The sequence below is a fragment of the Mycobacterium sp. DHQP2018-32-09 genome, assembly GCF_058148405.1.
Genome location: NZ_JBYVYK010000031.1, coordinates 47,136 through 72,189, shown reverse-complemented (window position 1 = coordinate 72,189; position 25,054 = coordinate 47,136). Strand labels below are relative to the sequence as shown.

The window sequence follows — 25,054 nt, the reverse complement described above, 5'->3', positions numbered from 1 at the left end:
CGTTCGGGTGGGATCGGTTGCCGTGCCTGTGTGAGACCGAGGGGTGTGCGGCGGCGAGCCGCCCGGCCGGGGGTGGGGTGATCGTGCACGTGATCGCCCGCCAGGACGCACTCGACACGCAGCCGCCACCTGCTGCCGAGGCCGAGAACGCGGCGAGTGTGGACACTGCCGTGCCTGCCCCCGAGCCCGGCCGCATCGGCCAACCCGCACGTGACGCCGAGCCTGGCGAGTCGAAACCACCGGTCCGCGAGACCGTGGCCGGGGGATCTAGGAATGGAAACGGCACGACTGCAGGGCCTTCCGGATCGATACCCCGTGTCGGTGATCTCACCGCTCAACGCCGCGCCCTGTCTGGCGCCCGTGCCCCGCTGCTGCCCAAGCCGTGGTTCACCTACACCCTGACCGGACTGTCGCAGGCGTTGGCCGCCGATCCGGGGGAGGCATCGGCCGCCGATCCCGGGGTGATCCTCGGGGGCGCGGTGCTACCCGCGGCGGTCATCGCCCACGCGGTCGGGCACGCCCGGATCCGCCGGCTGATCCATCCCGGGCAGGCGCCCCCGCAGCCGCGGTATCGGCCCTCACGCGCGCTGGCGGAGTTCGTGCGGTGTCGGGATCTGACGTGCCGGTTCCCCGGATGTGCCCGACCGGCCACGGTCACCGACCTCGATCACACCGTCGCCTGGCCGGTGGGTCCGACGTGCGCGTCGAACCTGAAATGTCTGTGCCGCGAACATCACCTGCTCAAGACGTTCTGGCCGGGCTGGCGCGACGAGCAGTTCCCCGACGGCACCGTCGTGTGGACCGCGCCCGACGGGCAGACCTACCGCACCACCCCCGGCAGCGCGCTGCTCTTCCCCGAACTGTGCCACCCCACCGCCCCAGTCGCCCTCACCAGCGCGGCACCGGGCAAGCACACCGCGGGCCTGACCATGCCCCGTCGACCCGCCACCCGCGCGGCAGCCCGCCGCCAAGCCATCACCGACGAACGCCACGCCAACGCGAAAACAATTGATCGAGAACAGGACCCATCGTGGTGGCGCTAGTCGCCCGTGCGCACCAGCTTCACCGCGAGGTCGAACGACGCATCGCAGCCGCCCGTCACCACCTGGTGTGCGGTGCCCGTCAACTCGGGGATCGGATCCGGGGTCGGCGTCGGCAGCGGGTAGGTGCTCTCGGTGACGTAACGCGCCGTGGCCATTCCGGCGCAGTCGGCGGGCAGTGGGGGCGTGGCGGCCGTCCAGTGGTCGTGGGCGAAGTCGAGCGCCAGCACGTCGTCGGCCGGGCTGCGCAGCACTGTCTGGCAGCGGTCGCCGGTTCGCAGGCAGTGGGTGTCACCGCGATACCGGACGGTCGGGAACGTGGTGCCGCTGGCGGCGTGGGTCTGGGTGTACGCATACGTGCCGTGCAGGCGCATCGCGGGGGAGTCGGTGCGCGGTGGCAGCGCCGCGGGGTCGGCGAGCGCGATCTTCGGGTTCACCTCGGCCACGCGGGTCAGCACCAGACGCCGCTGGCCGGTGCACGCGCCGACGGCCGACGCCTCGTCGTACGTCCCGTCCAACGTGCCACCGTCGCCGGGAGCCAGCGCGATCACCGTCCACACCTCGGTATCGAGCGACTGGCCGGTGGCGTGAGGCGTGCACGTCCCCGGGTCGACGCCCACCGCCACCCACCGGCCGTCGACGTGGTCGAAGACCCTGGTTTGGAACGGAACGCCGTCGGTGCGATTGGGATCGACGATCGACAGCGTTGCCACACAACGGCCGTCGTCACAGCTCGAGCGCACCATCCACGTGTCGGTGGTGGCGGCGTCGTCGGCGTACCGCACGCTGTAGGTCCCATCGAACACCGGGCCCGACGGTGACGCGCCCTCGGTCGGGCTCGCGCAGGCCGCCAGTACCAGCAGCGCGAAAAGCCAGGCGCAGCAGCGTCTCACGGCAATGGCCCTGGCCCGTCACCGAGCCGGTCCAGTTCGGCGTCGATGGTGAGCGCCCCGCGGCAGGCTCCGGACTGCTCGGTGCGCTGGCTACCGGTAAGCGTGGAGATGGGGTTCGTCAGCGACTGCGGGAGCGGATACTCGCCCGTCAGCACGGCGCGTCCGGGCGTACCGTCCGGGCACGGTGAATCGGTCGGTGCGCTACGCGAGGTCCACTGCCCCTCGGCGAACGTCATCACCAGCAGGGCAGGAGAATCGGTGGCGACGAAGTAGCTCAGACAGCGTTCACCCGTCCGGAGACATTGGGTGTTCCCGGCATAGGTCTCCGGTGGATACACCTGGCCGGTCTGCGGATTGGTCTGCACCTCTCGATATTCGCCCCACAGCGCGGCCCCCGCCGACGCGACGCGCGGATCGACCAGCCGGGGATCGGCGACCTCGATGCTCGTGTCGGCGTCACCCGTGCGTGTCAGCGTCACGGTCTGCGTGGAGCTGCGGCACGCACCGCCGATCGACGAGCGGTTGGTGTAGCTGCCGGTGAGCCCCCCGTCGTCCTCGGGTCGCAGGACGTAGGTCTGCCAACCCGACACCGAGATCGACTGGCCCTTCGAGGTTTCGCACGTCGACGGCACCTCGGTCACCGACGTCCACCTGCCGCCGACGTAGTCGAACACCATCGACGGCGGCCGCGGATCGCCCGGTGCATCGGGGTTCGCGACCTCGCTGACCGTGGCGACGCACCCCGTGTCGGGGCACGACGTGTGTGCCACCCACGTCGCGGTGGCGCCGGTGCCGGGGACCGTGGCCCCGGTCAGCGTGGTACGGACACCGAACTGGGCGGTGAAGGTGCCGTCCAGACGCGCCGACGGTTGCTCGACGGTCGGCTCGGGTGCGCAGCCCGCTGCGGCCAGCACGCACACCGCGCACAGCGCCCACACCGTGCACAGCGCGAGGACCGCCCGCACCCCCGACCTCATCGACAGTGGGCGTCGACGAAGTCTGCGACGGCTGCGACGACGCGTCGGTGCTCGACGTCGTTGAGCACGTCGTGGCGGCCACCGTCGATCTCGAGCAGCGTCAACGCCTCGATGGTCTCGGCGTAGGCGCGGACCGCGCCGACGTCGGCGATCGGGTCGTCGGTGCCGTGTACCGCCAGCGTGGGGACCGTCAGCGTCGGTAGCAGCGAGCCGAATCGGTCCCAGGCCCTGTCGAGTTCGCGTGCCAGGCGTTGGTCGACGGCCCACACGTCGATGCCCCGGGCGTTTAGTGCGAATGCGTACCGGTGGTAGACGCCGGTGTGTTCGCCGAAGCCGTGCAGGAACACCACGGCAGCGGTGGGGTTCTCGGCCGCCCAGTGCCGGTAGTAGGCGCGCCGGCCGTCGTCGTCGAGGAAGGGCATGGCTCGACGCTAGGCCACGACGGGCGATCGGCGCAGCGTTCGGCTCAGGCCGCCGCAGAACCCGCACCCATCCCGGGCCCGAAGGCGGAGCCCGGTCAGGTACCGAGGGCCAACTGGATCAGTCGCACCGTCTCGGCGGGCTGATCCCAGTGAGGAAAGTGCCCGCTGCGCTGGAACCAGTGCATCTTCGCCTCGGGGAAGAGCGCCTGTGCACGGGCCGCCTGGCTGGGTGGGGTCACGCGGTCGCGCCGGCCCCACCCGATGGTGACCGGGGCCTTGGTCTTACCGCCAGGTGCGCCAAGCTGTTTGGGTCCATGTACCAGCGCGTGCACGGCCTCGTCGAGGCTGGGCGACGCCGCGAAGTTGCGCAGTTCCCGCAGCACCAGGTCGGCGGGCAGGCGCCATGGGGCGGCCGAGAACTGCAGTAGCAGAGCCGTCCGACCCACCGCCGACCGGGTCACCGTCGGCAACACCGGCTGGATGCGCTTGACCAGCGCGATCGACGGCCCCACCGTCGTGGCGAAGAACCGCAGTTGCGCGTCGCTCCAGAAGCCGCCGGGATCGAGTGCGACGACGGCGCCGCCGTGCCCGCGGCGAGCCATCTCCAGCGCCATCCGGGCACCCATGGAACTGCCGACGACGTCGACGTCGCCGAGTGCGCGTTCGGCGATGAACCGTTCGACGGCGTCGGTGAGCGTGGCGACGGTGACCTCGCCGTCCAGGGGTGCGCTCTTGCCGAATCCGGGCAGGTCGACGGCGTGGACGGCCCGGTCCCGCGCCAGCGCGGGCACGATCAGGTCCCAGTTGTGGAGGTTGGAGATGCCGTGCACCAGCAGCAGCGGTTTACCGGTCCCGGTGATCTCGACGTGCATGTCCGGGCACATACCCACAGCGGTCGAGGAGAATCAGCGCAACCCCAGCAATTCGGCTGACATCTCCGTGACGCGTTCCCGGAGCGCGTCGACGACGGCGACCACCTCGGGCCGACGCAGCGTTTCGGCGCGGGTCACCAGCCAGTAGGCCAACCGCAGGGTGATGGCGTCGGGGAGCACGCGTACCAGGTCGTCGTGCCGGTCGGCCATGAAGCAGGGCAGCAGTCCCAGGCCCGCTGCGGCGCGCGTGGCCTCGACGTGGACGAAGACGTTGGTCGAGGTGACGGATTCCCGCATGCCGGGTGCGACGGCGCGGGCCAGGTCGAGGTCGTCGACCTGGAGCATGGAGTCGATGAAGTAGACCAGCGGGTGGCCGGCCAGTTCTGCGCGGGTGGCCGGTACGCCGTGCTCGGCGAGGTACCGTCGCGACCCGTACAGCCCCAGGCAGTAGTCGCCGAGGCGAATGGCCTGGGCCCGGTGCACCTGCGGTTCGCCGACGACGATCTCGACGTCCAGTCCCGACCGTTGCTGGCTGGCGCGGCGCGTGGTGGCCACGATCTCCACGGCGACCCCCGGGTGCCGGCGCTGCACGCGGGCCGCCGCGGGTGCGGCGACGTAGGCGCTGAAGCCGTCGGTGGCCGACATGCGCACGACCCCCGACAGCGCGTGCGCGTCACCCGCCCCCGGCACCAGGCCGCGGACGGCGGCCTCGACGGTCTCGGCGGCGGACAACGCCTGTCTGCCCAGGTCGGTGAGTTCCCAACCGCCGCCGACGCGGACCAGCAGCCGTCCCCCGACGGCCTGTTCGAGCGCGGCGATGCGTCGCGAGATCGTGGTGTGGTTGATGCCCAGCTCGTCGGCGGCCGTGACGTAGCGGCCCGAGCGGCCGACGGCCAGCAGCACCAGGAGGTCGTCGGCACTGGGAACCGGGGGCGTGACGTGCACGTGTGCATTTTCGCAGATCGGGGCTGCGCCGCTGGCCATTGAACGGGCGGGAAGGTGCATGAATACTCAGAGGCCAGTGTGTGCTGAATCACAGGAGGGCTGATGGCCGACTCGGTAGCGACCGGACTCAAGCGGGTGGTCGCCGCGTCGATGGCGGGCACCGTCGTCGAATGGTACGAGTTCTTCCTCTACGGGACCGCGGCGACGCTGGTCTTCAGCAAGGTGTTCTTCGCCGAGACCACCAGCGAGCTGAACGCCATCTTCCTGGCATTCGCGACGTATGCCGTGGGGTTCGTCGCGCGTCCGCTGGGTGGCGTCGTGTTCGGCCACTACGGCGACAAGTACGGCCGCAAGAAGCTGCTGCAGTTCAGCCTGGTGCTCGTCGGCGCCGCCACGTTCCTCATGGGCTGCCTGCCCACCTTCGGACAGATCGGCTACTGGGCACCCGGACTGCTGGTGCTGCTGCGCTTCGTGCAGGGCTTCGCCGTCGGCGGCGAATGGGGCGGCGCGATATTGCTGGTGGCCGAGCACAGCCCGAACGCCCAGCGCGGCTTCTGGGCCAGCTGGCCGCAGGCCGGCGTGCCGGCCGGCAACCTGCTGGCCACCATCGTGCTGCTGGCGCTGACGACGACGCTGTCGGATGCCGCGTTCCTGGCCTGGGGTTGGCGCGTCGCGTTCTGGCTCTCGGCCGTGGTGGTGCTCATCGGCTACTACATCCGTACCAAGGTCACCGACGCGCCGATCTTCGTGGCGGCCCAGGAGGAGGCCGAGCGCATCAAGTCGACGTCGCTCAGCGTCGTCGAGGTCGTCAAGCGCTATCCGCGCGGCGTCGTCACCGCCATGGGCCTGCGGTTCGGCGAGAACATCATGTACTACCTGGTGGTCACGTTCTCGATCACGTACCTGAAGGTGCAGGTCGGTGCCAACACGTCGGCGATCCTGTGGTACCTGCTGGTGGCGCACCTGGTGCACTTCGCGGTGGTACCGCTGGTCGGGCACCTCTCCGACCGGTGGGGTCGACGCCCGGTGTACCTGGTGGGCGCCGTCGTGGGTGCCACGTGGGGTTTCTTCGCCTTCCCGATGATGGATACCGGCAACTACGCGGTGGTGACCGCGGCGGTCACCATCGGCCTGGTGTTCCATGCGCTGATGTACGCGCCGCAGCCGGCGATCATGGCCGAGATGTTCCCCACGCGCATGCGCTATTCCGGTGTGTCCCTTGGCTACCAGGTCACCTCGATCGTGGCCGGCTCGCTGGCGCCGCTGATCGCGGTGAAGCTGCTGGAGACGTTCGGCAGCTCGCTGCCCATCTCGATCTACCTCGCCGGGGCGTGCGCGGTGACGCTGATCGCCGTGCTGTTCGTGCGCGAGACCAAGGGTCTGGACCTGCATGCGCTCGACGCCGCCGACGCCGAGTCGAAGGCGTTCGCGTGAGCGATCTGAGGGATCGGACCGCGCTCGTCACCGGTGGCGGTAGCGGCATCGGTGCCGCGTGCGCGCGGCGGCTCGCCGCCTGCGGTGCGCACGTGATCGTCGCCGACGTCGACGCCGCCGGGGCCACCGCCGTCGCCGAGGAGATCGACGGAACACCCTGGGCGGTGGACCTTCTCGACGTGGGCGCGCTCGAATCGCAGCGCCTCGAGGTGGACGTGTTGGTCAACAACGCAGGCATCCAGAGCATCGATCCCATCGAGCAGTTCGACCCGGCGACGTTCCGCCGCATCCAGACGCTCATGGTCGAGGCGCCGTTCCTGCTCATCCGGGCCGCGCTACCGCACATGTACGAACGGCGATTCGGCCGCATCGTCAACGTGTCGTCCGTACACGGGTTGCGCGCCAGTCCGTTCAAGGTCGCCTACGTCACCGCCAAGCACGCGCTCGAAGGACTGTCGAAGGTGACGGCGCTCGAAGGCGGGCCCCACGGGGTGACGAGCAACTGCGTCAACCCCGGCTACGTCCGAACGCCGTTGGTGACCAAGCAGATCGCAGATCAGGCGCGCACCCACGGCATCACCGAGGACGAGGTGCTCGAGAAGGTGCTGCTCACCGAGTCGGCCGTGAAGCGCCTGGTCGAACCCGACGAGGTCGCCGCGCTGGTCGGATGGCTCACCGGCGAGCACGCCGCGATGGTGACCGGTTCGTCCTACGTCATGGACGGCGGGTGGACGGCCCGTTGACGCGTGTCAGCGGCCCGCGAGCCACGGGCCCATGCGGCGCAGTGCCTCGGTGATCTCGGCGGCCGCCCCGGCGAACGACAGCCGCACGTAGGCGCCGCCCTGCACGGTGTCGAAGTCCACCCCGGGGGCGATCGCGACACCGGTCTCGGCGAGCAACCTCGCGCAGAACGCCAGGGAGTCCGTGGAGTACTCGGAGACGTCGGCGTAGACGTAGAACGCGCCGTCCGCGGGCGCCAGCCGGGACAGACCCAGGTCGGGTAACCCTCGCAGGAGCAGGTCGCGGTTCACGGCGTAGTCCCGAACCAGGGTGTCGGCCTCCGCGATCGACGCGGGGTCGAACGCCGCGACGGCGGCATGCTGGGGCAGCGTGGGCGGGCAGATGGAGAAGTTGCCGGTGAGGCAGTCCACGGCGCGCAGCAGCCCCCGCGGCACCAGCAGCCAGCCCAGCCGCCAGCCGGTCATCGCGAAGTACTTGGAGAAGCTGTTCACCACGATGGCCTCGCGCGACGTCTCCCACGCGCAACTGGTCTGCGGCGCACCGGCATACGTCAGGCCGTGGTAGATCTCGTCGCTGATCAGCCGCACCCCGGATGCTTCGCACCAGCTCGCGATGGCGGCCAGCTCCGCAGGCGGCAGGACCGTTCCGGTGGGGTTTGCGGGGCTGGCCACCACGACGCCCTTGACGGGCGGGTCGAGCGCGGCCAGCATCTCGACGCTGGGCTGGAACCGGGTGTCGGGGCCACACGGCACCTCGACCACCTCGCATCCCAGCGCCGTCAGGATGTTGCGGTAGCAGGGATATCCCGGGCTGCTCACCGCCACCCGGTCGCCGACGTCGAAGCACGCCAGGAACGCCAGCAGGAAGCCCCCAGACGAGCCGGTGGTCACCACCACCTCGTCGGGATGCACGTCGACGCCGTAGCGGTCGCCGTACGACGCGGCGATCCGTTCCCGAAGTTCGGGGATGCCCAGCGCGACGGTGTAGCCCAGGTTGTCCTCGGCGAGGGCGGCAGCGGCGGCCGCCCGGATGGGGGCGGGCGCCTTGGCGCTGGGCTGCCCGGCGGACAGGTTCACCAGGTCTCCGTGGGAGCGCTGCCGTTCGGCCGCCGCGAGCCAGACGTCCATGACGTAGAACGGGGGAATGGCGGCCCGGGCACTCACGCGCTGGTTCATCGGCTCCACGCTAGCGTGCGGCCGTCACAGCACCTCGGCTTCGAGCCTGCGCAGGTGATCCCGCGGGGGACCCAGCAGTTGTGCGCTGCCGTGCGCGCGCTTGAAGTACAGCTGGATGTCGCTCTCCCACGTGATCGCGATGCCGCCGTGCAGCTGGATGGCCTCGGCGGCCACGGTGCTGAACGCCTCGCTCGCACTGACGCGCGCCATGGCCGCCGACACCGGCGAGGGGTTGGCGACGGCGTCGTCGACGATGGCGCGGGCGGACTGCACCAGCACGAACAGGTCGGCCATGCGGTGCTTGAGCGCCTGGAAACTGCCGATCGGCCTGCCGAACTGGACGCGGTCCTTGGTGTAGGCCACGGTCAGCTCAAGGCACCGCGCCGCCGCGCCGATCTGCTCGGCCGCCAGCAGGATCGCCGCCAGGTCGGCCAGTCCCGGGTCGGCGCCGATCTCGACGACGTCGTGCGGCTCGAGGCGGGCCAGGCGCCGGGTGGGATCCATCGAGGCGGCCGGGTGCGCGTCGAAACCGGACCAGCGCCAAAGCCTTCCGTCACGCGCCTCGACGACGACGTCGGCGTCCGCGCCGTTGAGCACGTACCCGGCGTCGAACACGACGGTGCCCACCGACGTGCCCTCGGCGAGTGCTCCGAGCGTCGCCTCGTCGGGGTCCTCGACACCGGCCAGGGCGATCTCGGCGAGCATGGTGCCCAGCAGCGGCGTCGGCACCAGGCGGGCGCCGAGTTCGGCCAGGACCACCGCGGCGTCGGCCAGTTCGCCGCCCACTCCGCCCAGGCTCTCGGGGACCACGAGCGCCGCGGCACCGACCTGTTCGCACAGCACGCGCCACAGGTTCTCGTCGTAGCCCAGGTCGGACGCGAACGCGCGGCGCACGGCCTCCGGCGGGGCTTGCTTCTCGACGAGCGCGGCGACGGTGTCGCGCAACATGTCTCGTTCTTCGGTGCTCATGCCAGGGCCTCCAGGACGCGCTGCCGATGCCACGTGGGCGTGCCCCACGCCGTGCGCAGCGCCTGCACCTGCACCAGCAGCAGCGACAGGTCGTGCTCCTGGGTGAAACCGATGGCACCGTGGGTCTGCAGCGCAGACCGTGCCGACAGCAGGGCGGCCTCGGCCGCGGCGGCCTTGGCGGCGCTGACGTCGCGCGCGGTGTCGGGGGACTCCGCGTCCAGTGACAGCGCAGCGGCGTAGACCAGCGGACGGGCCAGCTCGACGGCGATCAGCACGTCGGCCAGCTTGTGCTTGATGGCCTGGTAGGACCCGATGATGCGACCGAATTGACTGCGCTGCTTGGCATATGCGACCGCGGCATCGAGCATGGCCTGGCCGGCGCCGACGAGCTGCGCCGCCGTGGTCAGCGCGCCGAACTCGAAGGCGCGTGCGGTGGCGGCGGGACGGGCGGTGCCGGTGGCCGAGACGTCGAACAGGGTGCGGGCGGGGTCGACGGAGCCGTGCGCGGCGCCCGCGGTGCCGTCGCGTACCTCGCCCTCGGCGGCCACCAGGATCAGGTCGGCCCGGTCGGCAGCCACCGCGCGGGGCGCATGCGGTGCCATCGCCACCGTGGCCAGGGTCTGGCCCGACGCCAACCCGGCGGAGCGGTCGTCGGAGGCCAGCAGCACCGGAGCGACGGCCACGGATTCCGCGACGGGGCCGGGCACGCCCCAGTAGCCCAGCCGTTCGGCGGCCACCGCGACGTCGACGGCGGTGGCGCCGATGCCGTCGAACTCCTCGGCGACGGCCAGCGCGGTCACCCCCAGTTCGGCCAGCGTCGCCCAGACCTTGCGCGCGGGGTCGGCGTCGCCGCCGCCCCACGCCCGCACGGCGGCGGGCACGTCGGCCGCGCCCAATGCCGCGTCGATGCTGGCGGCGAAGTCGCGCTGCTGTGCGTCCAGATCGAATCTCACTTCGGCTCCCGGGGTAGGCCCAGCAGGCGCTCGGCGATGATGTTGCGCTGAATCTCGTTGGTGCCCGCGTAGATCGGGCCGCCGAGGGCGAACAGCAGACCGTCGGTCCAGTGGTCGCTCAGCTCCGCGTCGGCGTCGCGCAGATCCAGTGCGCTCTGGTGGAGCGCGACGTCGAGTTCGGACCAGAACACCTTGGTCACCGACGACTCGGCGCCGAGTTCACCGCCGTCGGCCAACCGGGTCACGGTGCCGAACGTGTGCAGGCGGTAGGCCTGCGCCTTGATCCACGCGTCGGCGACGCGGTCGGCGTGGGCCTGGGGACGTCCTCGCTCCGCCCACTCGGCCACCAGTCGCTCGGCGGGGGCCAGGAAGCGCGCCGGGCTGCGCAGTGACATGCCGCGTTCGTTGCTCGACGTGCTCATGGCGGCCTTCCAACCGCCGTGCGCCTCGCCGATGACGTCCTCGTCGGGCACGAACACGTCGTCCAGGAACACCTCGCCGAAACCGGTGTCGCCGCCGAGTTGTGCGATGGGACGCACGGTGACGCCCTCGGCGCGCAGGTCGAACATGACGTAGGTCAACCCGTGGTGCCGTTGGGCCTGCGGGTCCGAGCGGAAGAGGCCGAAGGCGCGGTCGCCGAACACCGCTCGGGAACTCCAGATCTTCTGGCCGTTGAGTTTCCAGCCGCCGTCGGTCTTGGTGGCGGTCGACCGAAGCGAGGCCAGGTCGCTGCCGGATTCGGGTTCCGACCACGCTTGGGCCCAGATCTCCTCGCCGCTGGCCATCTTGGGCAGGATGCGGTCGCGCTGGGCCTCGGTGCCGTGTGCGAAGAGCGTCGGCGCCAGCATGGAGGTGCCGTTGGCGCTGGCGCGCCCGGGTGCGCCGGCGCGGAAGTACTCCTCCTCGTAGACGATCCACTGCAGCAGCGTGGCGTCGCGGCCGCCGTAGCGTTCCGGCCAGGCGATCACCGAGAGCCCGGCGTCGAAGAGCACCTTGTCCCACGTGCGGTGCTGAGCGAAGCCCTCGGCGGTGTCGTAGGACTTCGTCGGGAAGTGCTCGGTGTTGGCGGCCAGGAACGCGCGGACCTCGGCCCGGAAGTCCTCGGTCGCGTCGTCGAATGTCAGATCCATGAGCGGGTCATCAACCGATCTGTCGCAGTTGGGGTTTGACCACCTTGCCGCCGGGGTTGCGTGGCAGGGCATCGAGGAACGCCACCGATCGCGGCGTCTTGAAGTTCGCGAGATGCTGCTTGACGTAGGCGATCACGGATTCCTCGGTGAGGGTGGCCCCGGCCTTGACGACGACGAATGCCTTGCCCACCTCGCCCATCCGCTCGTCGGGGACGCCGATCACCGCGGCTTCGGCGACGCCGTCCAGGCGTGCCAGGACCTGCTCCACCTCGGCGGGGTAGACGTTGAAGCCCCCGCAGATGTACATGTCCTTGAGCCGGTCGGTGATGCGCAAGTTGCCCGAGGCGTCGACGCTTCCCACGTCGCCGGTGTGCAGCCAGCCGTCGGCGTCGATGGCCGCGGCGGTGGCCTCGGGATCGTCGAGGTAGCCCAGCATCACGTTGGGGCCGCGCAGCAGCACCTCCCCGGAGTCGCCGTCGCCGTCGATGCGTAGCTCGAAGCCCGCGATGGGCCTGCCGCTGGTGGTGGCGACGGTGACGGCGTCGTCGTCGGCGCGGCACATCGTGCCGAAGCCGGAGGCCTCGGTGAGTCCGTAGGCGGTCAGCACGATGTCGATGTCGAGTTCGGACTGCATGCGCTCGATCAGCACCACCGGCACCACGGCGGCACCGGTCACCGCGAAGCGCAACGAGGACAGGTCGTAGTCGGCGCGCTTCGGATGGTCGAGCAGGGTCTGATAGATGGTGGGCGGCCCCGGCAGCACGGTGATGCGGTGGTCCTGGACGGCCCGCATCGCCTGCTCCGGGTCGAACGTCAGCTGGGGCACCAGCGTGGCACCGCGCTGCAGGCAGGTGAGGATGCCCGCCTTGTAGCCGAAGTTGTGGAAGAACGGGTTGATGCACAGGTAGCGGTCGGCACTGGTGAGCCGGCCGCACTCCGCCCAGGCGGCGGGGGCGTCGAGCGACTGACGGTGGGCGCACAGCACGCCCTTGCTGCGGCCGGTCGTCCCGGAGGTGAACAGGATGTCGGCGACGTCGTCGGCGGTGACGGCGGCCGCGCGCGCATCCGCGGTCGCGAGGTGCTCGGGATCGTCTGCGGCTGCCATGAATTCGTCCCAGGTGCCGTCGTCGTCCTGGATGGGCACGCGCACCACGTGCCGCAGCTCGGGCAGGGCGTCCCGGTCGAGGTCGGCGAGGCGGTCGGTGCCGAGGAACCGGCCCATGCCGATGAGCACGGGGGCGGACGTGCGCGCGATGACGTCGGCGGCCTCGCCTGCGGTGTAGCGGGTGTTGAGCGGCACGACGACGGCGCCGGCGTAGGTGGTGGCCAGGCTGGCCACCACCCAGTGCCAGGTGTTCGGCGACCAGATGGCGACGCGGTCGCCGGCCCGCACGCCGAGTGCCACCAGGGCGGCCGCTGCGCGCCTGACCTCCTCGTACAGCTCGGAGTACGTGAACGCGCGGTCGGCGGTGAGCAGTGCGGCATGGTCGCCGTAGTCAGCGGCGCTTCGGGCCAGCACCGCCGGAATCGTCCTGCGATCGAGCCCGCGGGGCGTCGTCATTGCTGCTCCTCTAACAAAGCAAGTGCTTGGTAGGTTAGCCTACAAGGATGTTGGAAGTCGAGGAGTTCCGGGCCGAGGTCCGCGAGTGGCTGGCCGACAATCTGGTCGGCGAGTACGCGGCGCTGAAGGGCCTGGGCGGCCCTGGGCGCGAGCACGAGGCCTTCGAAGAACGCGTCGCCTGGAATCAGCACCTGGCCAAGGCTGGGCTGACGTGTCTGGGCTGGCCCGTCGAGCACGGTGGCCGCGGCCTGACGGTGGCGCACCGCGTCGCGTTCTACGAGGAGTACGCCAAGGCGAACGCCCCGGAGAAGGTCAACCACCTCGGCGAAGAGTTGGTGGGCCCGACGCTGATCGCGTACGGCACGGCCGAGCAGCAGCGTCGCTTCCTGCCGACGATCCTCGACGTCACCGAGCTGTGGTGCCAGGGCTATTCGGAACCCGGTGCGGGCAGCGACCTCGCCAACGTCGCCACCACCGCCGAGCTCGAGGGCGACGCGTGGGTGATCAACGGCCAGAAGGTGTGGACGTCGCTGGCGCACTGGGCGCAGTGGTGCTTCGTCGTGGCGCGATCCGAGAGGGGCTCCAAGCGGCACGCCGGCCTGTCCTATCTGTTGGTGCCGTTGGACCAGCCGGGCGTCACCATTCGGCCCATCGTGCAGCTGACGGGTGACTCCGAGTTCAACGAGGTGTTCTTCGACGACGCCCGCACCGACGCCGATCTCGTGGTCGGCGAGCCCGGCGACGGCTGGCGCGTGGCGATGGGCACCCTGACGTTCGAGCGCGGTGTGTCCACGCTCGGGCAGCAGATCCGGTACCGCCGCGAGCTGGAGGGCGTCGTCGAGCTGGCCAAGCGCACCGGCGCCGTCGACGACCCGCTGATCCGCGAGCGCCTGACGCGGTCGTGGCTCGGGCTGCAGACCATGCGGTCCTACGCGCTGGCGACGATGGACGTGGAGCGTCCCGGGCAAGACAGCATCTCGAAGTTGTTGTGGGCCAACTGGCATCGTGAACTGGGCGAGATCGCGATGGACGCCGCGGGCCGCGAGGGGCTGCTGCTGCCCGACGGTGAGTTCGGCGAATGGCAACGGCTGTACCTGTTCTCGCGCTCGGACACCATCTACGGCGGCTCCAACGAAATCCAGCGCAACATCATCGCCGAGCGCGTGCTCGGCCTGCCGCGAGAGGTGAAGGGCTGATGAGCGACCTGTCGGTGGCGCCCGCCGAGATCGAGGGCCACGGCCTGCTGCAGGGCAAGGTCGTGCTGGTCACCGCCGCGGCGGGAACCGGCATCGGGTCGACGACGGCCCGACGCGCGCTGCTGGAGGGCGCCGACGTGGTGGTCTCCGACTATCACGAACGCCGGCTCGGCGAGACCCGCGACGAGCTTGCGGCGCTGAATCTCGGTGCGGTGCACGCCGTCCCGTGCGACGTGACGTCTACCGAGGCCGTCGACGCGCTACTGGCGCGGACGGTCGAGGCCGCTGGACGGCTCGACGTGCTGGTCAACAATGCCGGGCTCGGCGGCCAGACGCCGGTCATCGACATGACCGACGACGAGTGGGACCGCGTGCTGAACGTGACGCTCACCTCGGTGATGCGGGCGACGCGCGCCGCGCTGCGGTACTTCCGCGACGTGCCCCACACCGGTGTCATCGTCAACAATGCCAGCGTCTTGGGTTGGCGGGCACAGCATTCGCAGTCGCACTACGCAGCGGCCAAGGCCGGGGTGATGGCGCTGACGCGGTGCAGTGCCATCGAGGCCGTGGAGTACGGGGTACGCGTCAACGCGGTGTCGCCCAGCATCGCCAGGCACAAGTTCCTGGAGAAGACGAGCAGTTCGGAGCTGCTGGACCGGTTGGCCGAGGGGGAGGCCTTCGGGCGCGCCGCCGAGCCGTGGGAGGTGGCCGCCACCATCGCCTTCCTCGCCAGCGACTACTCCAGCTACCTCACAGGCGAGGTCATCTCGGTGTCCAGCCAGCGCGCCTGAGCCCGTCAGTACGCTGGCCACGTGAAGTTCGTGGTCGGGTTGGGTGTCGCGGTCGGGGTGACGATCGCGCTCGGTGGGTGCTCCGGCGCCAGCAATTCCGGTGGTGACACCACGTGCGCAAGTTTCGTCGCGGTGTCCACCTCCGACCAGGACGCCACCGTCGCCAAGCTGCTCAAGCAGCGCAACGGGCGCAACGCGTCGACGGCCGACGTGGTCGACGCGCGGTTGCGCGCCGTACAGGCCTGCTCGGCCGACGATCGTCGGGACACTCCCATCGGCCAGCTCGTCTGACCCGCTATACCTAGCAAGTGCTTGGTTGGTAGGGTGTCGGGGTGGACAAGGCGTTACCGAGCCGTCGCGACGAGCTGCTGCACCTCGCCGCGGTGATGTTCGCCGATCGCGGCCTCAAGGCGACCACCGTGCGCGACATCGCCGATTCCGCGGGCATCCTCTCCGGCAGCCTGTACCACCACTTCAAGTCGAAGGAGCAGATGGTCGAGGAGGTCCTGCGGGACTTCCTCGACTGGCTGTTCGAGCGGTACGCCGAGATCGTGGCACGCGAATCCGATCCGCTGGAACGCGTCAAGGGCTTGTTCCTGACGTCGTTCGAGGCCATCGAACACCGGCACGCGCAGGTCGTCATCTATCAGGACGAGGCCAAGCGGCTGTCGTCGCTGCCGCAGTTCGCGTTCGTCGACGAACGCAACCGGGAGCAGCGGCGGATGTGGGTCGACGTGCTCAACCAGGGGATCGCGCAGGGCAGCTTCCGGCCCGATCTCGACGTCGACCTGGTGTACCGCTTCATCCGCGACACCACCTGGGTTTCGGTCCGCTGGTATTCGCCGGGTGGGCCGCTGACGGCCGCAGAGGTCGGCAGACAGTACCTGGCCATCGTCCTCGGTGGCCTGACGACAGAAGGAGGCAGCAGTGGCTGAGGCATACGTCATCGACGCCGTACGCACCGCCGTCGGCAAGCGGGGCGGCGGACTCGCCGGGGTGCATCCAGTGGATCTCGGCGCCGCGGCGTGGCGGGGATTGTTCGACCGCACCGACGTCGACCCGGGAGCCGTCGACGACGTGATCGCCGGTTGCGTCGACGCGATCGGCGGCCAGGCGGGCAACATCGCCCGGCTGTCGTGGCTGGCGGCCGGGTTCCCGGAGGAGGTCCCCGGGGTCACCGTCGACCGGCAGTGCGGATCCAGCCAGCAGGCGATTTCCTTTGGCGCCCAGGCCATCATGGCCGGCACCGCGGATCTCATCGTGGCCGGTGGCATGCAGAACATGAGCCAGATCCCCATCAGCTCGGCGATGATCGTCGGCAAGGAGTTCGGTCACACCTCACCCACCAACGAATCCACGGGGTGGCTGCACCGCTACGGGGATCAGGAGATCTCGCAGTTCCGCGGCTCCGAGCTGATCGCGGAGAAGTGGGGCCTGACCCGGGAGTCCATGGAGGAGTTCGCACTCGCCAGCCACCAGCGCGCGCAGGAGGCCATCCGCGCCGGAAACTTCGAGAACGAGATCGTCTCGGTGGATGGCTTCGTCACCGACGAAGGTCCGCGGGACACGTCGCTGGAGAAGATGGCCGGCCTCAAGACCCTCGTCGAAGGGGGTCGGCTGACGGCGGCCATGGCCAGCCAGATCTCCGACGGCGCCAGCGCGGTGCTGCTGGCCTCCGAGCAGGCCGTCAAGGAACACGGTCTGACGCCGCGGGCTCGCATCCACCACGTCAGCGCCCGCGGCGCCGACCCGGTGTTCATGCTCACCGGACCCATCCCCGCCACGGAGTACGCGCTGGCCAAGACCGGCTTGTCCATCGAGGACATCGACACCGTCGAGATCAACGAGGCGTTCGCGCCGGTGGTCATGGCGTGGCTGAAGGAGACCGGCGCCGATCCGGCGAAGGTCAACCCGAACGGCGGTGCGATCGCGCTGGGTCACCCGCTGGGCGCGACGGGCGCCAAGCTGTTCGCGACCATGCTGAACACGTTGGAGCGCACCGGCGGTCGCTACGGCCTGCAGACGATGTGCGAGGGCGGCGGCACCGCCAACGTGACCATCATCGAGCGACTCTAGGTAGGCCTAGGCGGGCACGCGTCACAGCGGACAGCCGCGAGCGCGCAGCTTCTCGGTGATCCGCGCCAACACCACGTGGGGTCGGTCGAGCAGCTCGGCGCTCACGCGCACCACGACCCAGCCGGCGGCCTCGAGCAGCGCCGTGCGGTCAATGTCCCACGACCGCTACCGACGGTTCGACCAGTGCTGCAACCCGTCGTACTCGACGGCCACTCGCCACTGCCGCCAGCCGAGGTCGACGCGCAGGGGGAGCAGCCGGCCGAGGTCGAAGGCCGTACGGGCGGGCGTGGTGGTGCGCATGTCGCGGATCACGCCCACGTCCTCGACGGCCAGCGCGTAGGACCGCACGACGATCCCGTCGGGCGCGTGCCGATCGGCGCGGTGGAGCTCGGCGGGGTGGTCGGCGTCGAGCCACTTCGCACCGAGCACCGCCGCGGCCGATCGGCCCACCAACGTGCACTCGCCACCGGCCCTCGGCCACGCGGCGCGGGCGCGCGTCCGGGCGTCCAGGTCCACCCCGCGCGGCAGATAGACGTTGCGGTAGACGGCGCGAAAGTCCTTCTGCAGCCGCCGTGCCGACACGTCTCCGGCCGCGACGGCGCGCTGTCCCAGGAACGGTTGGTCGAGCCGCGTCACCCCCCGAACCCTGGTAGCGAGCACTGACCCGAGTCACGTCCGAACCCGCACCGAAGCGCCGGCCTGTGCACGAAGTGGGCACTGGGGATGATGCCGCTAGGAGCCCACCTTCTCGCTCTGCGACTCGAGCACCGTCTCCGTCGGTGCCGTGCGCTCCCACAGCACCGCGCCCACGCACGCGGTGATCACCCAGCCGGTGCCGACGGCGCCGCACCACGTCAGGATCGCCATCGCGACGCCGATGGGCCCCAGCTCCTGCCAGCCGTCGAGCACGGGCGGGAACAGCCAGCGCGAGCCCAACGGCAGTACGACGCCGTCGATCACGACTCCGGCCAGGCCCGCGAGCATCAGGTACTGCCTGCCTCGGCCACCGTCGCGGACCAGCAGGGCGGGGGTGATGGACCAGAAGAGCCAGACCGGCAGCAGCGAGATCGCGAAGTGCACCAGGCGCATTTCGGCGTGATGGACACCGCCGAAGGCGATGCGATCCCGGATGCCGATCATCACCAGGTACAGCGCGAACCACAGCACGCCGCGCCACAACCGGCCCGCCAACGGGAACTGGTCGCGGCGCCAGGCCTTGGCGAAGATGCCGGCGATCATGATGCCCATGGGGATGCCCCACACCAGGAATCCCGCCACGCCCAGGAACGTCCAGTTGGAGCGCAGCGCCGACGAGTCCCCGAACGCCGACCGCACGTGATCCGACGCCGGATGCACCAATCCCAGTTCGCGAATGATGAGGGTTCCGGGGCTGGCGTTGTCGGCGAACCCGCGCATGTAGCTGAACCCCATGATCATCAGGGGGATGACGGTGGTGAACAGCTGGACCGACACCATGGCGCCGAGGGTCCCGCCCTCGATCTCGGTGAACCGGGCGGCGATGGCCGCCACGGGTCGCAGACGCCGGGTTTCGGCGAGCTGGCGGGCGCGCAGCAGCAACCGCTGGCGGACCTCGCCCGCGTTCGCGCCCTCGCTCATCAGATCGGAGACGGTACCCGGTCACCGGGCGGGTGATCCGCCCGTTTGGCGAATCGGCAGCAGACGTTCAGCCGATGGTCAGGGTGCGATGAGCCCGGACGCCGATCGCAGGTGCGCGACGGCCTCGGCCACGATCGCGGGCACCAGCTCGGCGCACGACGGCAGGTCGTCGAGGATGCCTGCGACCTGTCCCGATGCCAGCACGCCCGCGTCGGTGTTGCCGTCGACCAGGCCGGCCTTCAACAACATCGGGGTGTTGGCCGCCATCACCACCTGTGACCAGCTCAGGTCCTTGCCGTGGCGCATCGCCAGCCCGTCGGTGACCATCGACTTCCACGTCATGCCGGTCATCTTCTTGAACTTCTGGGCATTGGCCACTGCGGCCGCCAGTCCGCGCATGGGAGAACCGCTTTCGAGCTTCTCGACCAGCCCGGTGCGCAGCACGCGGTGCGGCATGCCGTCGACGCGCGTGGAGACCACGGTGCCGTCGAGGGCTGCGGCCAGGTAGCGCTGCTTGACGGCGTCGGGCACGGTCGAGTCGGTGGTCAGCAGGAACCGGGTGCCCATCGCGACGCCCGCGGCGCCGTAGGACAGCGCGGCGGCCAGCCCGCGCCCGTCGAAGAAGCCGCCGGCCGCCACCACGGGCATGCCGGTGTCGGCGACGGCGTCGAGCACCGACGGCAGCAGCAGCGTGGTGGCGATGGGTCCGGTGTGCCCGCCGCCCTCGCCACCCTGGACGATGACGGCGTCGGCACCCCAGCTTGCGACCTTCTTGGCGTGCTTGGCCAGCCCCACCGATGGGATCACCACGACGCCGGCGTCCTTGAGCCGCGCGATCAGGTCGGGTTTGGGGGCCAGGGCGAAGGAGGCGACTTTGACTCCTTCGCGGATCAGGAGGTCGACGCGGTCGTTCGCGTCGCCGGCGTCGGCGCGGATGTTGATGCCGAACGGTTTGTCGGTGGTGGCCTTGACCTTGGCCACCGCGGTCCGCAACTCGTCGAGCGTCATGGTCGCCGACGCCAGGATCCCCAGGCCGCCGGCGTTCGAGGTGGCCGCGACCAGTCGGGCACCCGCCACCCAGCCCATGCCCGTCTGCACGACGGGGTGCTCGATGCCGACGAGTCGGGTCAGCGCGGTCTCGAGGTGACTCACGAGCGGATCTCGCGGTCGCGCAGCCCCTTGGGGTCGATAACCTCGCGGATGAGGCGCAGCTCGTCCTCGGTGGGCAGGCGGGTGGTCGACGCCTCGCCGAGACCGTGCACCTCGAAACCGGTGTTGTCGGCCACCTCCTGGGCGTCGACACCGGGATGCAGCGACAGTGCCCGCATCTGGTGGTCGGGACCGCCGAAGTCGAACACGCCGAGGTTGCTCACCACGCGGTAGACGTTGGCGAAGCGGTAGGCCGGATTGTCCACGTCGACCTTGTCCCAACCGATTCCGCAGACGATGTCCACGGATTCGCCGAAGACGCGCGAACTGTGACCTCCCACCCAGTAACTGGTGGCGTGGTTGATCGAGTTGCCCGGCGCCCCCCGGACGCCGAACATCTGACGCGTGGGGTGCTGCAGGGGGCCGAATGCCGACAGGTTCTGGTTGCCGTAGCGGTCGATCTGGTTGGCGCCCATCACCACGTGACGCCTGCCCCAGGTCAACGTCTCGAAGACGCGGCCGAACGGCATCCAGCCCTCGATGGCACCGCTCGCGCCGAGGGCGGGGGTGTCGGCCAGCAGGCGAGCCTCGCCGTCGGTGAGCAGGATGTCGGGGGAGAACGTCAGGCGGGCCAGGCGCGCGCCGACCGACACCATGGTGGCCATGGGGCTGACCATGATCTCGCCGGCGTCGCGGAACAGTTCGGCGCACGCCACGGCGCACACCTCGGCACGGGTCACCGAGATCACTTGGCAGCCTCCTGTTCGGCGAAGCGGCGCACGGCGGCCTGGTAGTCGGCCTCGCTGCCGGAGAGGTAGGTGGCGACGAACTCCGCCCAGGTCTCGTCGGATGCCGCCGCCTGGGCGTAGTGCCGTTGGAACTTCTCGTCGCGGCGATGGTCCGGCTCGGCGCTGGTGAAGTGGGCGCCGCCCGGCGCTTCCACGACGTGGTCCACCATCATCCGGTTGACCAGCAGTTGCTGTGGGGCAACGGACTTCACCAGTTCGTCGGTGGGCACCACGCGCTCGACCGACATCACGCGGCGCTGCGCCGACATCAGGAACAGGTCGTCGAAGTACGGGTCGATGCCGGTGTACGCGGCATTGCCGGACGTATCGCCGAGGTCGAGGTGTACCAGCGCCACGTCGAGGTCGAGCGCGGGCATCGCGAGGAGTTCCTCGTAGCCGTCTCCGGTCGGGTAGGGCGAGCGGACGGTCTTGAGTTCGTCGCCCCAGAACGCGCGCACGTCGCTGCCCAGGCCCGCGCGGATGGGCAGGAACGGCAGCCGTTGCGCGGCCGCCTGCAGGCCGCACCGCAGCATGCCCTCGTCCATCTCGCGGGCCTCGATGGCCCCGGTGGTGCGCGCCTTGGCGAACCAGGGATCGTAGAAGGGCGGCGAGTCCAGCGACACGAAGCCGTAGTAGACCCGCTTGACCTTGCCTGCAGCGCAGAGCAATCCGAGATCCGGACCGCCGTAGGTGACGACGGTGAGGTCGGTGACGTCGGTGCGCAGCAGCGCCCGGACCAACGCCATGGGCTTGCGGCGGGATCCCCAGCCACCGATGCCGATGGTCATGCCGCTCTCGACGGCCGATACCGCCTCGTCGAGTGTGGTTCTTTTGTCTGCCATGCTATTTCGACCCCTTGTCGGTCCCGGCGAACGCATCCCGGTGCTCGTCGGACACGCCGGCCAAGTTCAACTCGAACGTGAAGCCCTGTTCCATGCGGTATCTCGCGTTCACGGGCTGGACGTCGATGAAGTTGAGCGCCTCCTTGGCGGCCCGGATCACCCGGGTGTCCTTGGCGGCGATGTCGCGGGCGACGCGCAGCGCGGCCTCGTCCAGCTCGGCGCGGGGCACCACCTCGTGCACGGAACCGAAGTGGTGCAGCGTGTTCGCGTCGACGGTGGCCGCGGTGAAGAACAGCCTGCGCATCATGTGCTGGGGGACCAGCCGCGACAGGTGGGTGGCGGCGCCGAGGGCCCCGCGCTCCACCTCGGGCAGACCGAACGTCGCATCGTCGGAGGCGACGATGACGTCGGAGTTGCCGACGAGGCCGATGCCGCCGCCCACGCAGAACCCGTTCACCGCGGCGACGACGGGCACTTCGCACTCGTACACGGCCCGAAAGGCATGGAAACAGCCGCGATTGGCGTCGATGAGGGCGGTGAAGCCCTCGGTGTTCTGCATCTCCTTTATGTCGACGCCCGCATTGAAGCCGCGGCCCTCGGCGCGCAGGATCACCACGTGGGTGCTGCGGTCGCGGCCCGCGGCGGTGATGGCGTCGCCCAGTTCGAACCATCCGCGGGACGGGATGGCGTTGACGGGCGGATAGTCGACCGTGACCGAGACGATGCCCGGTTCGACGGTCGCGGTGGAAATCGTCACGCGCACTCCTCGTGTGGCTACCTAAGCAAGCACTTGCTTGGTACGCTAGCACAGTGAGCGTCCCCGCTGGAATCAATCTCCGACTCGACGGCAAGGTGGTGCTGGTCACCGGTGGAGTGCGCGGCGTCGGCGCCGGCATCAGCGACGTCTTCGCCGCTCAGGGCGCCACGGTGGTCACCTGCGCACGGCGCCCGGTCACCGGCTCGCCGTACGAGTTCCACGCCTGCGACATCCGCGACGACGACGCCGTCGCCGCGCTCGTCGCGGCCATCGTCCAGCGGCACGGCCGGCTCGACGTCGTGGTCAACAACGCCGGGGGGTCACCGTTCGTGCCCGCCGACCAGGCGTCGGCGAGGTTCAGCACCAAGATCGTCGAACTGAACCTCCTGGGCGCACTCTCGGTGTCCACCCACGCGAACAACGTGATGCAGCAGCAGGATTCGGGCGGCTGCATCGTGAACATCACCAGCGTCAGCGGCAGACGGCCGACCCCCGGCACCGTGGCCTACGGTGCCGCCAAGGCCGGCATGGAGAACATGACGACGACGCTCGCCGTCGAATGGGCGCCCAAGGTGCGAGTGAACTCGGTGGTGGTCGGCATGGTGGAGACCGAGCAGTCCGAGCTGTTCTACGGTGACGCCGAGTCGATCGCGGCCATCGCCAGGAACGTGCCGTTGGGCCGCCTGGCCAAGCCCGCCGACATCGGTTGGGCCACCGCATTCCTCGCCTCCGAGGCCGCGTCCTACGTCAGCGGCGCCTCACTGGAGGTGCACGGCGGCGGAGAGCCGCCGCCCTACCTGTCCACCACGACCGCAGACATCAGATAGCAATCGCACAGCAAGGGAGACGAACACCATGGGACTGCTCGACGGCCGTGTGGTCATCGTGACGGGAGCGGGTGGCGGCATCGGTCGCGCGCACGCGCTGGCCTTCGCCGCCGAGGGAGCGCGCGTCGTCGTCAACGACATCGGCGTCGGCCTGGACGGCTCGCCCGCCGGTGGCGGGAGCGCCGCGCAGGGCGTCGTCGACGAGATCACCGCAGCCGGCGGCGAAGCGATCACCAGCGGCGCCGACGTCGCCGACTGGGGACAGGCCGAAGGCCTGATCCAGACCGCGGTGGACCACTTCGGCGGCCTGGACGTGCTGGTGAACAACGCCGGCATCGTGCGCGACCGCATGTTCGCCAACACCAGCGAGGAAGAGTTCGACGCGGTGACGGCCGTGCACCTCAAGGGGCACTTCGCCACCATGCGGCACGCCGCGGCGTACTGGCGAGCGCGGTCGAAGGCCGGCGAGCCCGTGGACGCGCGCATCGTGAACACCAGCTCCGGGGCCGGCCTGCAGGGCAGTGTGGGCCAGGCGAACTACAGCGCCGCCAAGGCGGGCATCGCCGCGCTCACGCTGGTCGCCGCCGCGGAGATGGGGCGCTACGGCGTCACGGTCAACGCCATCGCGCCGTCGGCGCGCACGCGCATGACGGAGACGGTCTTCGCCGACATGATGTCGACGCAAGGGCAGGCGTTCGACGCCATGGCGCCGGAGAACGTCTCACCGCTCGTGGTGTGGCTGGGCAGCGTCGAGTCCCGGGACGTCACGGGGCGGGTGTTCGAGGTCGAAGGCGGCAAGATCCGCGTGGCCGAGGGTTGGGCTCACGGCCCGGAGGTGGACAAGGGCGCCCGGTGGGACCCCGCCGAACTCGGGCCGGTGGTCAGCGACGTCCTGGCCAAGGCGCGGCCCGCGGTGCCGGTCTACGGGGCCTGAGCCTCGTCACTCCGGCTCGCAGACCACCAGGGGGATGACCCGGGACGCCGCGCGCCGGTACCCGCGGTAGGGCGGGTACATGCGCGTCAACCGGGGCCAGTACTCGGTGCGTTCGGCGCCCGTCGCGTCGCGCGCCACCATGTCGCGGCACTGCGAGCGGTACTGCACCTGGACTCGCGGGTCGGCGCCGATGTTGAGATACCACGCCGGATCCCGGTCGCGGCCGCCGAACGACGCGGGCAGGATCACGCGCTCCCCGTCGATCAGGCACAGGGTCGCGGTGGTCCGTGGCACTCCGCTGCGTCGGCCCGTGGTGGTGATCAGGGCAGCGGGCAACCACAGCAGTCGCGCGCCGATCCGGCCGTTGGTGCTCTGGTAGACCCAGATGTGGCCGCGGGCGAAGTACTTCAACGCCGACGCCAGGAACGTGGAGTTGCGGATCTCGTGGCCGATCGACGTCATGGCCGCACGGATAGCCACGGCCGCTCGTCGGCAAACGCGCGCGCCGGGTCGCTAGGGATCGCAGATGACGATGGGGATCTCGCGCTCGGTCCAGGACCGGTAGTTGGCGAAGTCCGGGTACATCGCGTCGAGCTTCGGCCAGTACTCGGCACGTTCGGACGCGGTGGCGTCGCGGGCCGTCAGCGACAACCGCTCGGTCTTGTCCAGGAACGTCACCGCCGGGTTGGCCTTGAGGTTGAGGTACCACATCGGGTTCGTGGCCCGGCCGCCCTGCGAGGCCACCACCACGATGCGGTTGCCCTCCCGCAGGAACAGCAGTGGGCTGTCGCGCCTTTCGCCGGTCTTGCGGCCGATGGTCGTCAGGATCCCCACCGGCGGTGGTGCCGAGAACCGGTTGGAACCGCCGCGCCACTTGGCCCCGAGGCGGCCCCCCGTGGCGCGGTAGGCCCAGGTGTTCAGTCGCGACATCCACTTGATCGCGACACCCGCCTGCGTGGAGTTGA

The 25,054-nt window shown here is 70.2% G+C and carries 28 protein-coding genes; 10 read left to right on the top strand and 18 right to left on the bottom strand.

Annotated elements, in window-relative coordinates:
• Nucleotides 1–1,043: HNH endonuclease signature motif containing protein (locus AC30CM_RS16365; RefSeq protein ID WP_490117949.1), on the top strand; the 1,043-nt coding region annotated here is incomplete at its 5' end.
• On the opposite strand, the gene AC30CM_RS16360 is transcribed toward AC30CM_RS16365, so the two are convergent.
• The 5 genes from AC30CM_RS16360 to AC30CM_RS16340 all read right to left on the bottom strand — a co-directional run bounded on the left by AC30CM_RS16360 (nucleotide 1,040) and on the right by AC30CM_RS16340 (nucleotide 5,188).
• On the bottom strand, nucleotides 1,040–1,846 hold the full coding sequence (locus AC30CM_RS16360; protein ID WP_490117948.1) for an Rv2253/PknI dimerization domain-containing protein: 807 nt from the start codon (nucleotides 1,844–1,846) through the stop codon (nucleotides 1,040–1,042). The genes AC30CM_RS16365 and AC30CM_RS16360 overlap by 4 nt on opposite strands.
• An 83-nt stretch (nucleotides 1,847–1,929) precedes the next feature.
• Complete coding sequence (locus tag AC30CM_RS16355; RefSeq protein WP_490117947.1) at nucleotides 1,930–2,898, bottom strand: Rv2253/PknI dimerization domain-containing protein; 969 nt, start codon at nucleotides 2,896–2,898, stop codon at nucleotides 1,930–1,932.
• A gap of 8 nt (nucleotides 2,899–2,906) precedes the next feature.
• Nucleotides 2,907–3,332: an alpha/beta hydrolase gene (locus AC30CM_RS16350; protein ID WP_490117946.1), complete on the bottom strand. Its 426-nt coding sequence runs from the start codon at nucleotides 3,330–3,332 to the stop codon at nucleotides 2,907–2,909.
• A 95-nt stretch (nucleotides 3,333–3,427) separates the two neighbouring features.
• On the bottom strand, nucleotides 3,428–4,204 hold the full coding sequence (locus tag AC30CM_RS16345; protein WP_490117945.1) for an alpha/beta fold hydrolase: 777 nt from the start codon (nucleotides 4,202–4,204) through the stop codon (nucleotides 3,428–3,430).
• Between the two features lie 33 nt (nucleotides 4,205–4,237).
• Nucleotides 4,238–5,188 carry a LysR family transcriptional regulator gene (locus tag AC30CM_RS16340; protein WP_490117944.1) on the bottom strand — a complete coding sequence of 317 codons (951 nt, stop codon included), beginning with the start codon at nucleotides 5,186–5,188 and terminating at the stop codon, nucleotides 4,238–4,240.
• A gap of 63 nt (nucleotides 5,189–5,251) precedes the next feature.
• Between AC30CM_RS16340 and AC30CM_RS16335 the strand changes: the two genes are divergently transcribed.
• Nucleotides 5,252–6,583 (top strand): MFS transporter, encoded by a 1,332-nt coding sequence (locus tag AC30CM_RS16335; RefSeq protein WP_490117943.1) that lies wholly within the window; start codon nucleotides 5,252–5,254, stop codon nucleotides 6,581–6,583.
• Nucleotides 6,580–7,326 carry a 3-hydroxybutyrate dehydrogenase gene (locus tag AC30CM_RS16330; RefSeq protein WP_490117942.1) on the top strand — a complete coding sequence of 249 codons (747 nt, stop codon included), beginning with the start codon at nucleotides 6,580–6,582 and terminating at the stop codon, nucleotides 7,324–7,326. The genes AC30CM_RS16335 and AC30CM_RS16330 overlap by 4 nt, the downstream gene beginning before the upstream one ends.
• Nucleotides 7,327–7,332: 6 nt before the next feature.
• Here the strand turns inward: AC30CM_RS16330 and AC30CM_RS16325 are convergent, their stop codons facing one another.
• From AC30CM_RS16325 to fadD3, 5 genes are read right to left on the bottom strand one after another with little or no spacing between them, the layout of a single operon-like run.
• A complete protein-coding gene (locus AC30CM_RS16325) occupies nucleotides 7,333–8,499 on the bottom strand; it encodes a pyridoxal phosphate-dependent aminotransferase (protein ID WP_490117941.1) in 1,167 nt (388 codons plus the stop codon).
• 24 nt (nucleotides 8,500–8,523) lie between these two features.
• Nucleotides 8,524–9,468, bottom strand: coding sequence for an acyl-CoA dehydrogenase IpdE2 (ipdE2, locus tag AC30CM_RS16320; protein WP_490117940.1), 945 nt, complete (start codon nucleotides 9,466–9,468; stop codon nucleotides 8,524–8,526).
• Nucleotides 9,465–10,421, bottom strand: coding sequence for an acyl-CoA dehydrogenase family protein (locus tag AC30CM_RS16315; protein WP_490117939.1), 957 nt, complete (start codon nucleotides 10,419–10,421; stop codon nucleotides 9,465–9,467). The genes ipdE2 and AC30CM_RS16315 overlap by 4 nt, the downstream gene beginning before the upstream one ends.
• Nucleotides 10,418–11,551 carry an acyl-CoA dehydrogenase family protein gene (locus AC30CM_RS16310; RefSeq protein ID WP_490117938.1) on the bottom strand — a complete coding sequence of 378 codons (1,134 nt, stop codon included), beginning with the start codon at nucleotides 11,549–11,551 and terminating at the stop codon, nucleotides 10,418–10,420. Before AC30CM_RS16310 ends, AC30CM_RS16315 begins: the two co-directional genes overlap by 4 nt.
• A gap of 10 nt (nucleotides 11,552–11,561) precedes the next feature.
• Nucleotides 11,562–13,112 (bottom strand): 3-((3aS,4S,7aS)-7a-methyl-1,5-dioxo-octahydro-1H-inden-4-yl)propanoate--CoA ligase FadD3, encoded by a 1,551-nt coding sequence (gene fadD3, locus AC30CM_RS16305; RefSeq protein WP_490117937.1) that lies wholly within the window; start codon nucleotides 13,110–13,112, stop codon nucleotides 11,562–11,564.
• A gap of 47 nt (nucleotides 13,113–13,159) precedes the next feature.
• Between fadD3 and ipdE1 the strand changes: the two genes are divergently transcribed.
• The 5 genes from ipdE1 to fadA6 are packed head-to-tail and all read left to right on the top strand — an operon-like array spanning nucleotide 13,160 to nucleotide 17,175.
• Nucleotides 13,160–14,308 (top strand): acyl-CoA dehydrogenase IpdE1, encoded by a 1,149-nt coding sequence (gene ipdE1, locus AC30CM_RS16300; protein WP_490117936.1) that lies wholly within the window; start codon nucleotides 13,160–13,162, stop codon nucleotides 14,306–14,308.
• Entirely contained in the window at nucleotides 14,308–15,099 is a 792-nt protein-coding gene (gene ipdF, locus AC30CM_RS16295; protein WP_490117935.1) for a (5R,7aS)-5-hydroxy-7a-methyl-1-oxo-2,3,5,6,7,7a-hexahydro-1H-indene-carboxyl-CoA reductase, read from the top strand. Before ipdE1 ends, ipdF begins: the two co-directional genes overlap by 1 nt.
• A 21-nt stretch (nucleotides 15,100–15,120) precedes the next feature.
• A complete protein-coding gene (locus tag AC30CM_RS16290) occupies nucleotides 15,121–15,390 on the top strand; it encodes a hypothetical protein (protein WP_490117934.1) in 270 nt (89 codons plus the stop codon).
• A gap of 41 nt (nucleotides 15,391–15,431) precedes the next feature.
• Entirely contained in the window at nucleotides 15,432–16,034 is a 603-nt protein-coding gene (gene kstR2, locus AC30CM_RS16285) for a TetR family transcriptional regulator KstR2 (protein ID WP_490117933.1), read from the top strand.
• Nucleotides 16,027–17,175, top strand: coding sequence for a steroid 3-ketoacyl-CoA thiolase FadA6 (gene fadA6, locus AC30CM_RS16280; protein WP_490117932.1), 1,149 nt, complete (start codon nucleotides 16,027–16,029; stop codon nucleotides 17,173–17,175). Before kstR2 ends, fadA6 begins: the two co-directional genes overlap by 8 nt.
• Before the next feature lie 165 nt (nucleotides 17,176–17,340).
• On the opposite strand, the gene AC30CM_RS16275 is transcribed toward fadA6, so the two are convergent.
• From AC30CM_RS16275 to echA20, 6 genes are all read right to left on the bottom strand, one after another.
• Nucleotides 17,341–17,811: a hypothetical protein gene (locus AC30CM_RS16275; protein WP_490117931.1), complete on the bottom strand. Its 471-nt coding sequence runs from the start codon at nucleotides 17,809–17,811 to the stop codon at nucleotides 17,341–17,343.
• Between the two features lie 96 nt (nucleotides 17,812–17,907).
• On the bottom strand, nucleotides 17,908–18,792 hold the full coding sequence (locus AC30CM_RS16270) for a hypothetical protein (RefSeq protein WP_490117930.1): 885 nt from the start codon (nucleotides 18,790–18,792) through the stop codon (nucleotides 17,908–17,910).
• 78 nt (nucleotides 18,793–18,870) lie between these two features.
• On the bottom strand, nucleotides 18,871–19,944 hold the full coding sequence (gene ipdC / locus AC30CM_RS16265; protein WP_490117929.1) for a (3aS,4S,5R,7aS)-5-hydroxy-7a-methyl-1-oxo-octahydro-1H-indene-4-carboxyl-CoA dehydrogenase: 1,074 nt from the start codon (nucleotides 19,942–19,944) through the stop codon (nucleotides 18,871–18,873).
• Complete coding sequence (gene ipdB, locus AC30CM_RS16260) at nucleotides 19,941–20,690, bottom strand: cholesterol ring-cleaving hydrolase subunit IpdB (protein ID WP_490117928.1); 750 nt, start codon at nucleotides 20,688–20,690, stop codon at nucleotides 19,941–19,943. Before ipdB ends, ipdC begins: the two co-directional genes overlap by 4 nt.
• Nucleotides 20,687–21,571, bottom strand: a complete 885-nt coding sequence (gene ipdA / locus AC30CM_RS16255; RefSeq protein ID WP_490117927.1) for a cholesterol ring-cleaving hydrolase subunit IpdA — start codon at nucleotides 21,569–21,571, stop codon at nucleotides 20,687–20,689. Before ipdA ends, ipdB begins: the two co-directional genes overlap by 4 nt.
• 1 nt (nucleotide 21,572) lies before the next feature.
• Nucleotides 21,573–22,328 (bottom strand): (7aS)-7a-methyl-1,5-dioxo-2,3,5,6,7,7a-hexahydro-1H-indene-carboxyl-CoA hydrolase, encoded by a 756-nt coding sequence (gene echA20 / locus AC30CM_RS16250; protein WP_490117926.1) that lies wholly within the window; start codon nucleotides 22,326–22,328, stop codon nucleotides 21,573–21,575.
• A gap of 53 nt (nucleotides 22,329–22,381) precedes the next feature.
• Here echA20 and AC30CM_RS16245 point away from each other — a divergent pair, with 53 nt between their 5' ends.
• Entirely contained in the window at nucleotides 22,382–23,155 is a 774-nt protein-coding gene (locus tag AC30CM_RS16245; RefSeq protein ID WP_490117925.1) for an SDR family oxidoreductase, read from the top strand.
• Nucleotides 23,156–23,183: 28 nt separating this feature from the next.
• Complete coding sequence (locus tag AC30CM_RS16240; protein ID WP_490117924.1) at nucleotides 23,184–24,089, top strand: SDR family oxidoreductase; 906 nt, start codon at nucleotides 23,184–23,186, stop codon at nucleotides 24,087–24,089.
• Nucleotides 24,090–24,095: 6 nt separating this feature from the next.
• Here the strand turns inward: AC30CM_RS16240 and AC30CM_RS16235 are convergent, their stop codons facing one another.
• Together AC30CM_RS16235 and AC30CM_RS16230 are read right to left on the bottom strand one after the other, a co-directional pair.
• Nucleotides 24,096–24,551: a nitroreductase family deazaflavin-dependent oxidoreductase gene (locus AC30CM_RS16235; protein WP_490117953.1), complete on the bottom strand. Its 456-nt coding sequence runs from the start codon at nucleotides 24,549–24,551 to the stop codon at nucleotides 24,096–24,098.
• 51 nt (nucleotides 24,552–24,602) lie between these two features.
• Complete coding sequence (locus AC30CM_RS16230) at nucleotides 24,603–25,019, bottom strand: nitroreductase family deazaflavin-dependent oxidoreductase (protein ID WP_490117952.1); 417 nt, start codon at nucleotides 25,017–25,019, stop codon at nucleotides 24,603–24,605.
• Nucleotides 25,020–25,054 lie beyond the last annotated feature (35 nt).